The sequence below is a fragment of the Agrobacterium sp. rho-8.1 genome, from assembly GCF_033957725.1.
Classification (GTDB): Bacteria; Pseudomonadota; Alphaproteobacteria; order Rhizobiales; family Rhizobiaceae; genus Agrobacterium.
In genome coordinates this window covers 2,982,402-2,997,674 of record NZ_CP192788.1, presented here as the reverse complement: position 1 = coordinate 2,997,674, position 15,273 = coordinate 2,982,402, and the positions used below count along the sequence as shown (strand labels likewise).

General features: G+C 58.2%; 15 protein-coding genes and 1 other RNA gene. 3 read left to right on the top strand and 13 right to left on the bottom strand.

Features of this window, described 5'->3' with window-relative positions:
- Positions 1 to 9: 9 nt before the first annotated feature.
- The 8 genes from RMR21_RS14560 to recR form a co-directional block, all read right to left on the bottom strand.
- Positions 10 to 1,515, bottom strand: a complete 1,506-nt coding sequence (locus RMR21_RS14560) for a tripartite tricarboxylate transporter permease (RefSeq protein WP_498670185.1) — start codon at positions 1,513 to 1,515, stop codon at positions 10 to 12.
- Between the two features lie 8 nt (positions 1,516 to 1,523).
- On the bottom strand, positions 1,524 to 1,985 hold the full coding sequence (locus tag RMR21_RS14555; protein WP_498668673.1) for a tripartite tricarboxylate transporter TctB family protein: 462 nt from the start codon (positions 1,983 to 1,985) through the stop codon (positions 1,524 to 1,526).
- Positions 1,986 to 2,057: 72 nt separating this feature from the next.
- Entirely contained in the window at positions 2,058 to 3,041 is a 984-nt protein-coding gene (locus RMR21_RS14550; protein ID WP_498668672.1) for a tripartite tricarboxylate transporter substrate-binding protein, read from the bottom strand.
- A gap of 214 nt (positions 3,042 to 3,255) precedes the next feature.
- A complete protein-coding gene (locus tag RMR21_RS14545; RefSeq protein ID WP_498668671.1) occupies positions 3,256 to 4,620 on the bottom strand; it encodes a sigma-54-dependent transcriptional regulator in 1,365 nt (454 codons plus the stop codon).
- On the bottom strand, positions 4,617 to 6,440 hold the full coding sequence (locus RMR21_RS14540; RefSeq protein ID WP_498668670.1) for a sensor histidine kinase: 1,824 nt from the start codon (positions 6,438 to 6,440) through the stop codon (positions 4,617 to 4,619). Before RMR21_RS14540 ends, RMR21_RS14545 begins: the two co-directional genes overlap by 4 nt.
- A gap of 163 nt (positions 6,441 to 6,603) precedes the next feature.
- Positions 6,604 to 6,789, bottom strand: coding sequence for a 50S ribosomal protein L32 (gene rpmF, locus RMR21_RS14535; RefSeq protein ID WP_003507205.1), 186 nt, complete (start codon positions 6,787 to 6,789; stop codon positions 6,604 to 6,606).
- A gap of 206 nt (positions 6,790 to 6,995) precedes the next feature.
- Positions 6,996 to 8,261, bottom strand: coding sequence for a lytic murein transglycosylase (locus tag RMR21_RS14530; RefSeq protein WP_498668669.1), 1,266 nt, complete (start codon positions 8,259 to 8,261; stop codon positions 6,996 to 6,998).
- Between the two features lie 46 nt (positions 8,262 to 8,307).
- Entirely contained in the window at positions 8,308 to 8,913 is a 606-nt protein-coding gene (gene recR / locus RMR21_RS14525) for a recombination mediator RecR (protein WP_498668668.1), read from the bottom strand.
- 55 nt (positions 8,914 to 8,968) lie between these two features.
- Between recR and RMR21_RS14520 the strand changes: the two genes are divergently transcribed.
- Positions 8,969 to 9,583, top strand: a complete 615-nt coding sequence (locus tag RMR21_RS14520; protein ID WP_498668667.1) for an MOSC domain-containing protein — start codon at positions 8,969 to 8,971, stop codon at positions 9,581 to 9,583.
- A 6-nt stretch (positions 9,584 to 9,589) separates the two neighbouring features.
- Here the strand turns inward: RMR21_RS14520 and RMR21_RS14515 are convergent, their stop codons facing one another.
- From RMR21_RS14515 to ffs, 3 genes are all read right to left on the bottom strand, one after another.
- Positions 9,590 to 9,913: a YbaB/EbfC family nucleoid-associated protein gene (locus RMR21_RS14515; protein WP_498668666.1), complete on the bottom strand. Its 324-nt coding sequence runs from the start codon at positions 9,911 to 9,913 to the stop codon at positions 9,590 to 9,592.
- 21 nt (positions 9,914 to 9,934) lie between these two features.
- A complete protein-coding gene (locus RMR21_RS14510) occupies positions 9,935 to 11,803 on the bottom strand; it encodes a DNA polymerase III subunit gamma/tau (protein ID WP_498668665.1) in 1,869 nt (622 codons plus the stop codon).
- 140 nt (positions 11,804 to 11,943) lie between these two features.
- Positions 11,944 to 12,040: signal recognition particle sRNA small type (ffs, locus tag RMR21_RS14505), an RNA gene on the bottom strand.
- Positions 12,041 to 12,071: 31 nt separating this feature from the next.
- Between ffs and RMR21_RS14500 the strand changes: the two genes are divergently transcribed.
- Together RMR21_RS14500 and nudC are read left to right on the top strand one after the other, a co-directional pair.
- Entirely contained in the window at positions 12,072 to 12,533 is a 462-nt protein-coding gene (locus RMR21_RS14500) for an HIT domain-containing protein (RefSeq protein WP_498668664.1), read from the top strand.
- On the top strand, positions 12,533 to 13,501 hold the full coding sequence (nudC, locus tag RMR21_RS14495) for an NAD(+) diphosphatase (protein ID WP_498668663.1): 969 nt from the start codon (positions 12,533 to 12,535) through the stop codon (positions 13,499 to 13,501). Before RMR21_RS14500 ends, nudC begins: the two co-directional genes overlap by 1 nt.
- 15 nt (positions 13,502 to 13,516) lie before the next feature.
- Here the strand turns inward: nudC and RMR21_RS14490 are convergent, their stop codons facing one another.
- Together RMR21_RS14490 and RMR21_RS14485 are read right to left on the bottom strand one after the other, a co-directional pair.
- Complete coding sequence (locus RMR21_RS14490) at positions 13,517 to 14,374, bottom strand: prephenate dehydratase (RefSeq protein ID WP_498668662.1); 858 nt, start codon at positions 14,372 to 14,374, stop codon at positions 13,517 to 13,519.
- A gap of 13 nt (positions 14,375 to 14,387) precedes the next feature.
- Positions 14,388 to 15,143, bottom strand: a complete 756-nt coding sequence (locus RMR21_RS14485) for a 3-deoxy-manno-octulosonate cytidylyltransferase (RefSeq protein WP_498668661.1) — start codon at positions 15,141 to 15,143, stop codon at positions 14,388 to 14,390.
- Positions 15,144 to 15,273 lie beyond the last annotated feature (130 nt).

The window sequence follows — 15,273 nt, the reverse complement described above, 5'->3', positions numbered from 1 at the left end:
AACAGGCGATCAATCCTCTTCTTGGAAGACTTCCTCGCGCTTTTTCTTGACGCTCGGCAAAAAGACGACGACCAGAACCGCCAGTGCAATCAGCAGCAGCGTCGCGCTGATGGGACGCGTGACAAAGGTCGTCGCGTCGCCACGCGACAGGATCATCGCTCGCCGCAGGTTTTCCTCCAGCAACGGCCCCAGCACGAAGCCGAGCAGAAGCGGTGCCGGTTCGCAGCGCAGTTTGACCAGCGCATAACCGATGAGCCCAAAGAAGGCGACGGCATAGAGATCGTAGACGTTGGAGTTGACGCTGTAGACCCCGATGGCGCAGAAGGCCATGATGATGGGGAACAGCACATAGTAGGGGATGGTCAGCAGCTTCACCCACAGGCCGATCAGCGGTAGGTTGAGGATGACCAGCATCAGGTTGCCAATCCACATGGACGCGATGATGCCCCAGAACAGTGCGGGTTGCTCGGTGGCGACATTGGGACCAGGGACGATACCTTGAATGATCATGGCACCGATCATCAGCGCCATGACGGGGTTGGCAGGAATGCCGAGCGTCAGAAGTGGAATGAACGAGGTCTGCGCACCGGCATTGTTGGCTGACTCAGGGCCAGCTACACCGGCGATGGCACCATGGCCGAACTCTTCCGGATGTTTCGAGACACGCTTTTCGACCGTGTAAGACGCAAAAGCCGCAAGGATCGCACCGCCGCCCGGCAGAATGCCGAGAGCCGAGCCGATGGCCGTGCCGCGCAAAACGGGGCCGATCATCTGCTTGAAGTCTTCCTTGCTGGGCAAGAGACCGCTGACCTTGGCCATCAACACGGACCGCGTCTTTTCGTTTTCGAGATTGCGCAGAATTTCTGCGATACCAAAAACACCGACGGCAACGGCGACGAAGTTCAGGCCATCGGCATATTCACGGATGCCGAGCGTGAAGCGCGGCGTGCCGCTATAGATATCCGTGCCGACAAGGCCCAGCAGCAGGCCGAGAACCACCATCGCCAGCGCCTTGATGATGGAGCCGTGTGCCAGCGCGATGGACGACACGAGGCCAACGACCATCAGCGAGAAATATTCGGCAGCGCCGAATTGCAGCGCAATGGCTGTCAGCGGTGGTGCGAAAATCGCCACGAGGAACGTCGAGACCGTACCGGCGAAGAACGAACCGATGGCGGCAACCGACAGTGCCACGCCCGCCTTGCCTTTGCGCGCCATCTGGTAGCCATCGATGGCGGTGACGGCAGACGAGGATTCACCCGGCATATTGATGAGGATGGCCGTGGTCGAACCGCCATATTGCGCGCCGTAATAGATACCGGCCAGCATGATAAGCGACGACACCGGTTCCAGCTGGAAGGTGATCGGCAGCAGCATGGCAATGGTTGCCGTGGCACCGATGCCCGGCAACACGCCGATCAACGTACCCAGCAGTACGCCGATAAGGCAGAAGAACAGGTTATCGATAGAGGTTGCGGTGGAAAATCCCAGCGCGAGATTATTGAATAGTTCCATCATGCACCTCAGAAATTGAGCCAGGGGCCGAAGCGCTGGAAGGGCAGGCCAAGACCGTAGTCAAAGACTGCGACGGAGAAGATGGTGATGCCGATGGACAATAGGACAGCCATTGCCGGCTTCATCTTATGCGATGCAAAGGATGCGATCAGTGCGCTGATAAAAAGCGCTGGCACGAAGCCAAGGCCACGCACGGTCATGCCGAAGAAGATGGGTGCCGGCAGAATGAGGAAGATGCCGCGCCATGCGATTGGCCCCAGCGGCTCGCCCTGAACCTTGCCAGCCCGCACAAGAATGAGGGTGCCAAGGCCGACGAGAATGAGTGACAGCACCAGCGGGAAATAGCCGGGGCCCATGCGAAATGCCGTTCCCAGTTCCAGCCCAAAGGACTGCCAGGCAAAGAAAATGCCGAGCAGGATGAAGAATGCGCCGCAAACTGCCTCTGTTGTGTCGAAAGAAAGTGATTTCATGATGATGTCCCCCGCTGGCGAGTGAAGACCGGCGGCTTTCTAAGGCCACCGGTCGATTGCTTGAGAGCAGGCTTAGTCGGCGTACTGACCGGCGGCCTCGATCACCGTTTTCCAGCGCGGTATCTCGCTTTCGAGCTTGGCCTTGAGGGCCGATGGCGTGCCATCGGCCTCAGGTGATGGCGTAGTGCCAAGCTCGGCAAAGCGGGCTGCGACATTCGGATCCTTCAGCGCGATCTGAAGCGACTTGGACAGGCGCTCGTTGATATCAGCCGGTGTGCCCTTGGGCGTGTAGATGCCATGCCATACGCCGACTTCGAAGTTGGGCAGACCGGCTTCAGCCGAGGTCGGCACATTTGGCAACACATCCAGACGCTTCGGCGTGGTGACGGCATAGGCTTTGACGGTGCCGCCCTGGATCTGCTTCGTCGTGTTGGTCGTCTGGTCGCACATGATATCGACCTGGCCACCGAGAAGATCGGTCATCGCGGGACCCGTACCTTTGTATGGAACGGTGACCAGTGGCGTCTGGATGGCGCTCATGAACAACATGCCACACAGATGGGATGCAGCGCCTATGCCTGCGTTGGCCACTGTGACCGTGTCCTTGTTGGCCTTGGCGTATTCGATCAGGCCCTTGAGGTCAGTCGTCTCAAGCGTCTTGCGTGAGAGAATGGTCATCGGCACTTCGGTGACAAGACCAACATAGTCGAAGGCTTCGAGCGTGTTGTAGGCCAGCTTGCGGTACAGCGTGGCGCTGGTTGCCATGCCGATGTGGTGGAGAAGCACGGTGTAACCATCCGGATCGGCGGATGCGACGCGGCCTGCACCCAGGGTACCACCGGCACCGCCGACATTTTCCACGATGATCTGTTGGCCCAGATCCTTTGACATGGATTCAGCAACGAGGCGCGCGACCGTATCGGTCGGGCCGCCTGCTGCGAAGGGAACAACCATGGTGATGTTGCGCTGCGGGTAGGTTTGCGCAGCCGCGGACAGGGCAAACAGCGATACGGCAGCAGCAGCCACAGCACCTGTGACGGTTTTCAGAATTTTCATCTTTTCCTCCCGATGAAATATGGCCTCTTCGACCGTCGCACTCCTATCGCGTCCGGTCGGGGTGAGCCATTTGCAGTCGCGGCTGGCAGCTGCGCAATACCGTGCGTGACCAAGGAAAAGAAAAGCAGCTGTCGACCGGCTGGAATGGGTGGAATTCGAAACATCCGACACTATCGATGGGTGGAAACCTACCCATGGCAATATCGTGGAAGCTCTATGAAAGGCTTTTCAAATCCTCATCGAACAGATCATGTTTCGTCAGGGCGTGTTTCTGCATTTTTTCATAAAGCGTCTTGCGGGATATTCCAAGCATCTCGTAGACAGCTTTGAGATTGCCTTTGTGCAGTGCAATAGCTCTTGCGAGAACGGATTTCTCGAACTCTGCGACTTTGGCCGAAAGGCTGGCTGAATTCTGCGATGAAGACTGCTGCGCATCGGGGAAGTTGCCATCCAGCCCCAGCACCAGCCGATCTGCCGCATTACGCAGTTCCCGTACATTGCCCGGCCAGTCCTGCATTGCCAGCGCGGACACGATATCGGAGGGCACATCGATATCGTCGCGGCCATAACGTGCCGCCGCCTCTCGCACAAGCTGGAGAAAAAGCAGCGGTACATCGGAACGGCGTTGTGCCAGTGACGGGACATGCACGGTCGCGACGTTCAGCCTGTAGAGAAGATCCTGCCTGAAGCGGCCCGCCATCGCCTCTTGTGCCAGATCCGCCTTACTGGTCGCGATAAAGCGCACATCAAGCTCCACGGTCTCGTTGGAGCCAAGACGGGTGATCGTGCGTTCCTGAAGAACCCGCAGCAGCTTGCCTTGCATGTCGAACGGCATGGAGCCGATTTCGTCCAGCAGCACCGTTCCGCCACGTGCATGTTCGAACTTGCCATAACGCGGTCGCAACGCACCGGGAAAGGCCCCTGCCTCGTGGCCGAACAATTCGCTTTCGATGAGGTGCTGCGGCAAGGCCGCGCAATTGATGGCAACGAAGGGCCTGTCCGCGCGGGCACTGACATCGTGGAGCGCACGGGCCACGACTTCCTTGCCGGCGCCGGTGTCGCCAATGATCAGCGTATCGGCGTCGGCGGCACCGATCGCTCTGATGCGGTAGCGCAAATCGACCATGACCTGCGTACGGCCCGGCAAACGGGTTTCCAGATCGTCGCGTTTGCCTGCAACGGCGCGCAGCCTACGGTTTTCCAGAACGAGGGAACGCCTGTCTATGGCGCGTTTGATGATGCCTGCAAGATATTGAACGTTGAAGGGCTTTTCCATGAAATCGTAAGCGCCGTTACGCATAGCGCTGACCGCCAGTTGCACATCGCCATGGCCTGTCACCAGAATGACCGGGATTTCCGCATCCAGTTCGCGCACCTTTTGCAGAAGGGTCATGCCATCCATGCCCGGCATTCTGATGTCGCTGACGATCACACCATCGAAGCTGTAGCCGATCAGCTCAAACACATGATCGGCATTGTCGACGGTAACCACCTCCAGACCGGCAAGCTCCAGCGCCTGCGCGGTGGAAAGCCTCAAATCCTCCTCATCATCGATCAACAGAACACGCGACATACTCATTCGGCAGCAATCTCCATCGGCAGTTCAGCATCCAGCTCTATGTCGAACCTTGCTCCACCTTCGGGCAGATTGGTCACACTCAAACGCCCGCCAAAATCCTTGACGATGTTGTAGGAAATAGACAGCCCGAGGCCCAGCCCCTTGCCGACACCCTTGGTGGAGAAGAAAGGATCGAAAATGCGCTCCATGATGGCGGGCGGCACGCCGGGACCGTGATCACGGACAGACAGAATGACTTTTGCTTCTTTCTGATGCGCCGTCAGTTCGATACGGCGATCTTCAAGCCCTTCTACGGCATCGGCAGCGTTGGAGATGATGTTGACAAGCACCTGCTGAAGCCGCACGGGGCCTGCCTTTACCTGAAGGGGTATTGGCCCAAGGTTGACATCCAGCTGCGCATCCGCAGCTTTCAGGCGGGCGTTGACGATCTCCAGCGTATCACTGACCACGCCGTCTAACGGAACCGGCCCAAGCTTTTCGTTGGGTTTGCGGGCAAAATTGCGCAGATGCTTGCCGATGGCCGCCATGCGGTCGATCAGCACCGAGATCCGCTTGAGATTATCCGAGGCTTCCCCGACCCTCCCGCGCTCTATCAGCAAAGATGCGCTTTCGGCATAGGTCTTGGCGGCAGCAAGTGGCTGGTTGAACTCATGGGATAGTGCCGCCGACATTTGCCCGAGCGCCGCCAGCTTGCCCGCCTGGATCAAATCCTTCTGGGTTTTGCGCAGTCGCTTTTCCGTCTGCCTGCGCTCGGAAATCTCGTGCTTGATGTCGACATTGACGCGGGCAAGATCGGCGGTGCGTTCTTCCACCCGTCGCTCCAACTCGGCACGCGCTTCGGCCTGATGGACAAGCCTGTCCTGGAGGCTCTTGCGCCGCTGCAACATGGCAGCCACCAGCGCAACGGCAAGGCAAAGGCACAGAACAATGGCGATCATCGTGGTCTTGACTTGGGTGCGCACAGAACTGGTGTCCATCAGCACGTTGACCGTCCAGCCTGCATCAGGCATCGGTTGGGACAGGAAGATATACTCCCGGTCCTGATCGCCCTCGCGAATGGTCATTAAGTCGTTTTTGCCGAACGTGCTGCGGGTAAGGCCAAGCTGCGTGAGGTTGGCGTCGGAATAGCGGCGTGATCTCTCGGTTTTCGCAATGCGTTCGGGGGTGAGCGGCTGGACGGCCGCATAAAGCCATTCCGGCGTTCCCGTCATGAAGATGATGCCTTCGGGGTCGTTGACGAAAATCCGGTTTTCACCATTGCCGAAGGACGCTTCGATGCCTTCGATATCCACCTTGAAGACGATGACGCCCTTGATCTCTGTGTTGAAGAGAATGGGCGAGGCGAAGTAGTAGCCGCGCTTGTGCGAGGTGGTGCCGAGCGCGAAGAATTTCGATTGCTGACCTTTAGCCGCATCCTGAAAGTAGGGGCGGTAGCTGAAATTCTGTCCGACGAAGCTGGCCGGACCATCATAATTGCTGGCGGCAATCGTCTCGCCATCCAGCGTCATGATGTAGATATCCGAGGATTTCAACAGATCGTTGATGGATTTCAGGTAGATATTGGCACGCAGCCGCAGCGCCCGATCCTGCGGGTGAGCGACGAGCTCTTCGATATCGTCGTGATCGGCCATCAATGCGGGCAGTGGCTCGTAACGGCTGAGATGCCCGCCAAGCGCCGAGACCGCCAGCCTCAGCGTCGTGCCACCTTGGGCTGCGACTTCATCGAAATAGCTTTCGGCAACGAGATCGCTTCCCTTGGTCAAGGCGATACCGCCAACCCCCAGGCAAACAAGAACGACACCGATCCAGCGATATCTCATCGGCCCACCCCTCCACATGGCGGACTGATCGATGTCCGCTCTCCCTCATACAAGCCTAAGTGGAGGCGCCTGATTTTCCAAGCACGATCGAACCGGCCCCGATCAAAACAAAAAAGCCGACCCAAAGGCCGGCTTGTTCGTCATTCAAAGACTGCGCTGAAGATTAAGCGCTTTCTTTCGGTGTCAGAACCTGACGGCCACGGTACATGCCTGTCTTCAGGTCGATGTGGTGTGGGCGACGAAGTTCGCCTGAGTTCTTGTCTTCAACGTAGGTTGCGGACTTCAGGCCATCGGCCGAACGACGCATGCCGCGCTTGGACGGGCTTGTTTTTCTCTTTGGTACTGCCATTTGTGTAACTCCACTGAAGCGGCGAAACACGGGAACCAGCCAGGACCCAGGCCGAATGTCTCATGTTTCTATATCTGAATTTTGGCGCGCTTATACATGCCTCACCAGGCTTTGACCAGCCCTTCCCCATATTTTTTCGATAAGGGGCCGATGAGGCTTTTGCGTCGCGACCGTGACGCCAGACTTTAATCGCCAGAAGCCCTACACTACTTCAACATGGCTTTCAACGACGCTTGCGGAAAGCATGTCGGCCGCATGCCGTTTTTCGACTGCCAGTCCCCCAGGGAGCGGCGGGTCTTGAAGCCTGCCAGGCCATCGGCTTTTCCGACATCGTAGCCCTTGGCGACCAGCGCCTTTTGCATGGCCAGCACATCGGAGCGCAGCATGGAGCCGACGTCGCTCCACTGTCCCTGAAACGGCCCTGCACCATAGGTGATGCGATCGGCCAGATTGCCGATGAAGAGCGCGTAAAGATCGGAGTTGTTGTATTCCTTGATGACATAAAAATTCGGCGTCACCACGAATTCCGGTCCGTTGCGACCAGCCGGGACCAGCATCATGCCATCCGCTGTCAAATCATTGGAAGGAAAGGCTTTTCCAGATATACGACGGATGCCCATCTTCTGCCAGTCCGCAACCGGGCGGGCCAGATCGGGACCCTCCTGCGCACAGGATACATCGTCTGGTATGGAAACTTCGAAACCCCAATCGCGGTTTCGCTGCCAGCCACGCTTGGAAAGATAGTTGGCTATGGATGCCAAGGCATCGGGCACGGAATTCCAGATGTCGCGGTGACCGTCACCATCGAAATCGACAGCATATTTCAGATAGCTGGACGGCATGAATTGCGGCTGGCCAAGAGCGCCTGCCCATGAGCCCATCATTTTGGTGGCGGAGATATCGCCGCTTTCAACGATTTTCAGGGCATCGATCAGCTCTTCACGAAACATCTCCTTGCGGGTGGAGGTGTAGGCCTTCGTTGCCAGCACGTCGATGACGGAATTGGGCAGCTTTGCGCGGCCGAAGCCGGATTCGCGACCCCAGACAGCGATGATGATATTGCCGGGAACGCCATAGGTCGCCTCGATGCGCTTAAGCGTCGCGGCATGGGTTGCTGCCAGCGAACGGCCTGTTGCTGCCAGGCCCTGCAAACGCTGCTCTGAAAAATAAGCGCCTGGCGAGGAAAACTCCGCCTGGCTTTGGGCCTGCTCCTTCGGCGGGTTTTGACCGGGAATGATGAAATCGGGCAACTTCCAGTTTATGGATAGGTCCGTAAGCGTTGCGTTCAGCGTCTTTTGCGAAATACCGGCCTTGCGCGCTTCAGGCCATATCTCCTGTTTCAGCCATGCATTGAAGGCGGCATCATATCTGGCCGCGGCCGCACCTGTCGGGATCGTTTGCGCAAGCGTTGCACTCGCCGACAAAAGAGAGACGGCAGCGGCGACGATGAGGCCGATTGTTTTCAGGCGCATTCAATTTCCTTTTTTAATCGACAGGCAAGAGATCGCGGCTTGCGCGTCAGATCACGGTCCGGGCGCGCAAGGCTGCCGTCAACGTGCCTTCATCGAGATAGTCGAGTTCGCCGCCCACCGGCACGCCATGGGCAAGACGAGTGATCTTGACGCCAAGATCGTTCAGCCGGTCGGTGATGTAGTGCGCCGTCGCCTGACCTTCGACCGTGGCGTTGACGGCGATGATGAGCTCGCGAATGCCGCCTTCGCTGACGCGCTCGATCAATCCCTTGATGTTCAGGTCCTCAGGCCCGACGCCATCCAGCGGCGACAGCGTACCGCCCAGGACATGATAAGCGGTGTTCATGGCACCTGCCCGCTCCAAGGCCCAGAGGTCGGAGACGTCTTCCACCACGATGATGATGGTCTGGTCGCGACGATCATCGGTGCAGACAGTGCAGGGATCCATGGTGTCGACATTGCCGCAGTGCGAGCACACCTTCACCTTGTCATAGGCGTCACCCATGGCATGACCGAGCGGCCCGAGAAGCTGCTCTTTCTTCTTGATCAGATGCAGTGCGGCGCGGCGGGCCGAACGGGGGCCAAGTCCCGGCACTTTGGCCAGAAGCTGGATGAGTTTTTCAATTTCGGGGCCGGTGACTCGTTTTGCCATGAGCGCTTTCTACTGCATAAATGTCATAACGGGAATCACAAGCGGAAAGCATCCCATGAAAATACGTGCCATCTGCCGGGCCGATGCGAAAATACTGCCCGGAAAAACATCGAAGACCGGAATTTTCAAACATCCCGTGCAAGGCCCTGTTCTGGTCGATCAGCAGGGCATCGTCAGCGATGCCGTTTGCAATAAAAAGCACCATGGCGGGCCGGATCAGGCCCTTTATGTCATGGGCTCCGTGGATCTCGATTTCTGGTCGCGCGAATTCGGATTTGCCATCGAACCCGGATTTTTCGGGGAGAACCTGGTGATCGACGGCATCGACAGCGCCAAGATGCATGTGGGCGACCGGCTTGCGGCAGCGGAGGTCGAACTGGAAGTGACCGCCGCCCGCATTCCCTGTGCCACACTGTCCGCGCGGATCGGCGACGATGGTTTCGCGCCGCGTTTCAAACAGGCGGGACAGCCCGGCTTTTATTGCCGTGTGCTCAAAGGCGGGATGATCACCGTCGATGAAGGGGTCACGTTGACGACCTATCAGGGGACCAAGCTGCCCATCCCCGTCATTCTTCAACGGTTCAGGCCGTGCAGACTGTCGCAAGCGGAGCGGGATGCCTATCTCACCACACCGCTCGCTAGCCGTTTCAGGACCATGCTGGGCGGTTAAGACGGATTAAAACGGAAGCTTCATGCCCGGCGGGATCGGCAGACCGGCGGTCAGATCACGGGTCTTTTCAGCGGTGACCGCTTCGGCGCGCTGCTTGGCATCATTATGGGCTGCAACCAGCAGGTCTTCGAGAATTTCGACTTCGTCTTCCTTGAGAAGCGAAGGATCGATCTTGACGCCCAGCAGAGATCCCTTGCCGCTCATCCTGACGGTAACCAGACCGCCACCGGATGTACCTTCGACTTCAAGTGCAGCAATCTCTTCCTGCATCTTTTCCATCTTGGCCTGCATTTCCTTGACCTTGCCCATCATTCCCATGATGTCACGCATCTCGAAACTCCTGTCTTTTGCTTAGAATTCTATGTCGTCGCCCGGCAGAATGTCGCCTTCGCTGGATTCGGCGACCGAGGGCGTCGCAATCTCTTCGACGTCATCCACCAAGGGTGCGCGGATGCGGACGTCGGTAATCTTTGCACCGGGGAACTGCGCCAGAATGGCAGCGACGTCCGGGTCCTGGCGCGCATCGACGAAGCGGGCTTCGCGGGCATTGCCTTCGGCCTCCACGAGCGTCGGCTCGCCGGTCTCCTTGCTGATGGAGACGATCCAGTGGATACCGGTCCATTCCTTCAGCTTCGTGCCGATCTCTCCGGGAAGCGAGCCGGGCGCACCTTCGCCAAGCCGCAGGTCGAACCGCCCAGGCTCCAGCCGCACGACATGGACAAAATTGCGCACTCGCGCTTTCAGAATTGGGTCGCGGTGTTTCGTGCAGAGATCAACGATATCATTCAGGGAATTGACGGGAACCTTGGGTTCCGGTCGTTCCTCTGGCTTTGGCGTTGCAACCTGCATCTCCTGCGGACGGCTGTCCGGCACCGCGCGCAGCATGGCGGTCGGCTGTGGCGATGTCTGGCGTTGCGGTGAGGCTTGAGCGGAGGCGACGGCCTGCGTGGACGAATAGGCGCGTGCGCCGCCGCCATTGCCACCGCCGGATGGCGCTCCACTGCCGGACGCACCACCTTCGCCATTGGACAGCTCCAGCAGACGACGTGCGGCATCTTCCGGTGAAGGCAGATTGGCAGCATGCGACAGCCGGATCAACACCATTTCGGCGGCACCGGCAGGGCGCGAGGCATTTTCCGTTTCAGGAATGCCCTTCAGCAGCATCTGCCAGATGCGCGACAGCGCAGACACTGCGATCGTATCGGCAAATTCCGCACCACTGGCACGCTCGACCTCGGAAAGAGACGGATCGTCGGCTGCATCCGGCACATATTTCATGCGAGTGACGAGATGGGTGAAATCGGCAAGGTCGGTCAGAACCACGACCGGATTGGCACCCGCCTCGTACTGGCCAGTAAACTCTTCCAGAACGGAGGCGACATCGCCCTTCACCACATGGCCGAACAGATCGACGATACGGGCACGGTCGGCCAGACCGAGCATGCCGCGAACCGCTTCCGCCTCGACCCGTCCACCACCATGGGCGATGGCCTGATCCAGTAACGAAAGACCGTCGCGGGCAGAGCCTTCGGCGGCGCGGGCGATCATGGCCAGAGCCTGCGGCTCAGCCTCGAAACCTTCCTTGGCGGCAATCGCGGTAAACAGACCAACCAGATCGGCAGCACTGATGCGGCGCAGATCGAAGCGCTGGCAGCGCGACAGAACGGTGATCGGCACTTTTCGAATTTCGGTCGTCGCGAAGATGAATTTCACATGCTCCGGCGGCTCTTCCAATGTCTTCAAGAGACCATTGAAGGCCTGCGTCGAGAGCATGTGCACTTCGTCGATGATGTAGACTTTGTAACGCGCAGACACAGGGCGATAGCGCACCTGCTCGATGATCTCTCTGATATCGTCGATGCCGGTATGGGAGGCAGCATCCATTTCGATCACATCGACATGGCGGCCTTCCATGATCGCCTGGCAATGTTCACCGGGAATGCGCAGATCGATCGTGGGCTTGTCGATTTCGTCGGTCTTGTAATTGAGCGCACGCGCCAGAATACGGGCCGTCGTGGTCTTGCCCACGCCGCGAACGCCGGTCAGCATGTATGCTTGTGCAATGCGACCGCTTTCGAACGCATTGGTCAGCGTGCGAACCATCGGCTCCTGGCCAACCATCAGATCTGAAAAGTCTTTCGGGCGGTACTTGCGCGCCAGAACCCGGTAACCGGTACCCTGCTCTTTTGTCTGGGGCTTGTTGGTTCCGGTTTCGCTCATCGCCTCGCCAGTCGTTAAAACATATCGCATGTCTTGGTCGCAAAACCGCGACACACTTTTGCGAGACATGCTTTAGGTGGTGCCCGCTTTGAGGCCGAACTGGCCCGGCGAAACCGGAGCACGTCTTCGAAATAGAAAAGGTGGGAGGCTGGCACGGCGACCCGTGCCTGGCTCGTTAGGGCTGCTTCCTTCCGGACCTGACCCGGTTGGCGAGTGGCTCGTCCACCACCAACCTCCCGGAGGCACATATCGGCAATAATAAAAGCAAATGCAAGCCAAGCTGTCAAAAAACTGCTATCACATTCAAAACAATTGGGAGGATGCCTTGGAAACATTCCGGCTGGATGAAAGACTGGCGCGCGACAGCGTGCTGATAACCCAGCTGGGTTTGTGCCAGATGCGCCTTCAAAACGACAAGCGTTGGCCCTGGATCGTTCTCGTGCCGCAACGCAACGACAAGAGCGAGCTGTTCGAGTTGACCCCGCTCGATCAGGCGCTGGTCACTTTCGAAACCAATCAGGTCGCCTCTGCACTGAAACAACTGACGGGAGCGACAAAAATAAATGTCGGCGCCCTTGGAAACATCGTGCGCCAGCTCCACGTCCATATCATCGCCCGCAAGGACGGCGACGAATGCTGGCCGGGGCCGATCTGGGGTCACGGAACAGCCGTTCCCTACGCGGACGATGACAGACATGATCTCATGAAGAAACTGGCCGGCGCATTGTGATGAATTCAAAAAGCATATTCGACACCAACTCCCCCCACCCGGAGCCCAGCACCCTCACCGCATTCGCCCAGAATGGTCTGGACCGTCTGGCTGAAAAACGCACCGAAAGCTGCGTCTCCGACGCGCTGAAGGTGGAAGGCACGCATCTGCTGGCCTTTGCTGGCACCAAGCTCGTGCTCAAGCACGACGATCAGGTTCTGGACCCGCTGTTTTCAGCGTATGAGCTGGCTGAGCTCGATCCCGATTTCGAAAATGCTATTCTTCTTGGCTATAAGGACAATGGCGAGCCGCGCGTTGCAGTGCCTGTGCGAACCGCCGAAGGCAATCTTGCCAGCCATTTCAAGCCTGTCGATGCTCGCAGCCTCTATCGCGATCAGTTGATCGGGAAGGAGTTGCTGGGCGAGGTTGCGCAGGCCGTCAGCCTTCTTCACTGGAACGCCGACAATCGATTTTGTGGACGGTGTGGCGGCGCGATGGAACTGCATATCGGCGGTTATAAGCGGATTTGCGCGTCGTGCAGCCACACGATTTTTCCACGAACCGATCCCGTCGTCATCATGCTGACCATCGATCTCGAACGCGAACTCTGTCTGCTGGGTCGTGGAGCGCATTTTCCACCCGGCATGTATTCCTGCCTTGCGGGCTTCGTCGAACCCGGCGAAACCATTGAAAACGCCGTTCGCCGCGAGACGCATGAAGAAGCGAATATCGATGTCGGCCGGGTGCGCTACCATGCCTCGCAGCCATGGCCGATGCCGCATACGCTGATGATCGGCTGTTTTTCCGAAGCGCTATCGTCCGATATAATCCGCGACGAGGCAGAGCTAGAGGATTGCCGCTGGTTTACCCGTGACGAAGTGGCGGCCCTTCTGGAGATGGGTGGGGCCAACGGCCAGTCGCCGCCGCCACGTGGCGCCATCGCGCACCGCTTGATGCGCGACTGGATAGAATGGGACACGGTTGAATAGAACCGGATCGCAAGCTCAGAGGATGTTGAGCTTGCGTCGCATGGCGTGGCCTTTGTAGACGCCGAGAATACGGACTTTTTCGGAGAAGAAGCGCAGTTCTTCCAGGGCGTGACGCACCGGCTCGTCTTCGGGATGCCCTTCTATATCGGCATAGAATTGCGTTGCCACGAACTTGCCGCCCAGCTGGTAGCTTTCCAGCTTCGTCATGTTGATGCCATTGGTCGCAAAGCCACCCATGGCCTTGTAGAGCGCGGCTGGAATGTTGCGGACATTGAAAACGAAGGTGGTGACGATCACCTCTTCCGGCGATGTCCGCTTTACCCAGTCTTCCTCGCGCGACAGCACGACGAAACGGGTGACGTTGTTTTCCGAATCCTCGACATTCTCCGCCAGGATTTCCAGACCGTAGAGATCTGACGCCAGCCGCGGCGCAAGCGCTGCCATGCTGCGGTCTCCCAGTTCGGAGACCAGCTTTGCCGCACCGGCCGTATCGCCCGCCACGACGGGTTTCCAACCGTTGGAGCGAATGATCTTGCGGCACTGTCCCAGTGCATGAATATGGCTATGAACGGTCTTGATCTCATCCTTCTTCACACCCGGCAACACCATCAGCTGGAAGCGGATGGGCATGAAATATTCGCCGATGATGTGCAGGCGTGATTCGGGCAAAAGGTGGTGAATATCGGCGACACGACCCGCGAGCGTGTTTTCGATGGGGATCATCGCCAGATCGGCGTCACCGTTTTCAAGCGCGTTGAAGGCGTCCTCGAATGTCGGGCACGGCAGCGGGTCCAACTGCGGAAAGACATCGCGGCAGGCCATATCGGAATTGGCGCCATAGTCGCCCTGGAAGGCAATGGAGTTGCTGCTCATAGGTCAATCGCATTCATTTGCCGGTGTTTCCTAAAATTTCGCGCGCCTTGTCCAGCTGCACTTGTGTGTCGACGCCCAGCGGCACCGAGTGGACGATTTCCGCATCGATGCGCATGCCTGCTTCCAACGCCCGTAGCTGTTCGAGGCTTTCTCGCATTTCCAAGGCCGACGGCTTCAGGGATACGAATTTTTCGAGTGCCGCGCGGCGATAGGTGTAGAGCCCGATATGATGGTAAAGCGGCCCCTGGCCGTAAGGTGCCGTCGCCCTTGTAAAATAAAGTGCCCTCAAACGGGTCCCGGAGATCGGGCTACCGACGATCTTGACCACGCTCGGGTTGGTCTTTTCTTCCTCATCGGTGATTTCGACCGTCAGCGTGGCAATATCGGTCGAGGCATTTTCCATCGGACGCAAAGAGGCACGGATCGTTTCCGGCTCGATCGTTGGAAGATCGCCCTGGACGTTGATGATAAATTCGGCGCGGCCGTAAGGGTCGGCCTTTTGCAGCGCCTCATGGATGCGATCGGAACCTGACTGGTGATCGAGGCTCGTCATCGTCACCTCGAAACCGGCATTTTTCACGACGTCGAAGACATCGGGATGATCGACAGCGACGACGATGCGCTCGGCGCCTGCTTCGCGCGCGCGCATTGCAACCTGAACGACCATCGGGTGGCCTGCAATATCCGCCAGAGGCTTTCCGGGAAGGCGTGTAGAGGCCATTCGTGCCGGAATAAGGACAATGGCCTTTTCGAAAACGTTATTATTCATCCAACACCCTTCAAATCCCGCCTGAAAAGTGGCAATACGTCACGGTGCGGGGAACATATTCAAGTTGCGCAGGCTGTGCAAAAGCCATAGCTTTCGAGCAATTTCAAGATGTCCGTTTATGCGAACGGTT

What these genes read in the sequence shown, in the direction of transcription:
- RMR21_RS14560 (WP_498670185.1), bottom strand. Translation starts at nt 1,515, where the DNA reads ATGGAACTATTCAATAATCTCGCGCTGGGATTTTCCACCGCAACCTCT.
- RMR21_RS14555 (WP_498668673.1), bottom strand. Translation starts at nt 1,985, where the DNA reads ATGAAATCACTTTCTTTCGACACAACAGAGGCAGTTTGCGGCGCATTC.
- RMR21_RS14550 (WP_498668672.1), bottom strand. Translation starts at nt 3,041, where the DNA reads ATGAAAATTCTGAAAACCGTCACAGGTGCTGTGGCTGCTGCTGCCGTA.
- RMR21_RS14545 (WP_498668671.1), bottom strand. Translation starts at nt 4,620, where the DNA reads ATGAGTATGTCGCGTGTTCTGTTGATCGATGATGAGGAGGATTTGAGG.
- RMR21_RS14540 (WP_498668670.1), bottom strand. Translation starts at nt 6,440, where the DNA reads ATGAGATATCGCTGGATCGGTGTCGTTCTTGTTTGCCTGGGGGTTGGC.
- rpmF (WP_003507205.1), bottom strand. Translation starts at nt 6,789, where the DNA reads ATGGCAGTACCAAAGAGAAAAACAAGCCCGTCCAAGCGCGGCATGCGT.
- RMR21_RS14530 (WP_498668669.1), bottom strand. Translation starts at nt 8,261, where the DNA reads ATGCGCCTGAAAACAATCGGCCTCATCGTCGCCGCTGCCGTCTCTCTT.
- recR (WP_498668668.1), bottom strand. Translation starts at nt 8,913, where the DNA reads ATGGCAAAACGAGTCACCGGCCCCGAAATTGAAAAACTCATCCAGCTT.
- RMR21_RS14520 (WP_498668667.1), top strand. Translation starts at nt 8,969, where the DNA reads ATGAAAATACGTGCCATCTGCCGGGCCGATGCGAAAATACTGCCCGGA.
- RMR21_RS14515 (WP_498668666.1), bottom strand. Translation starts at nt 9,913, where the DNA reads ATGCGTGACATCATGGGAATGATGGGCAAGGTCAAGGAAATGCAGGCC.
- RMR21_RS14510 (WP_498668665.1), bottom strand. Translation starts at nt 11,803, where the DNA reads ATGAGCGAAACCGGAACCAACAAGCCCCAGACAAAAGAGCAGGGTACC.
- RMR21_RS14500 (WP_498668664.1), top strand. Translation starts at nt 12,072, where the DNA reads ATGCAAGCCAAGCTGTCAAAAAACTGCTATCACATTCAAAACAATTGG.
- nudC (WP_498668663.1), top strand. Translation starts at nt 12,533, where the DNA reads ATGAATTCAAAAAGCATATTCGACACCAACTCCCCCCACCCGGAGCCC.
- RMR21_RS14490 (WP_498668662.1), bottom strand. Translation starts at nt 14,374, where the DNA reads ATGAGCAGCAACTCCATTGCCTTCCAGGGCGACTATGGCGCCAATTCC.
- RMR21_RS14485 (WP_498668661.1), bottom strand. Translation starts at nt 15,143, where the DNA reads ATGAATAATAACGTTTTCGAAAAGGCCATTGTCCTTATTCCGGCACGA.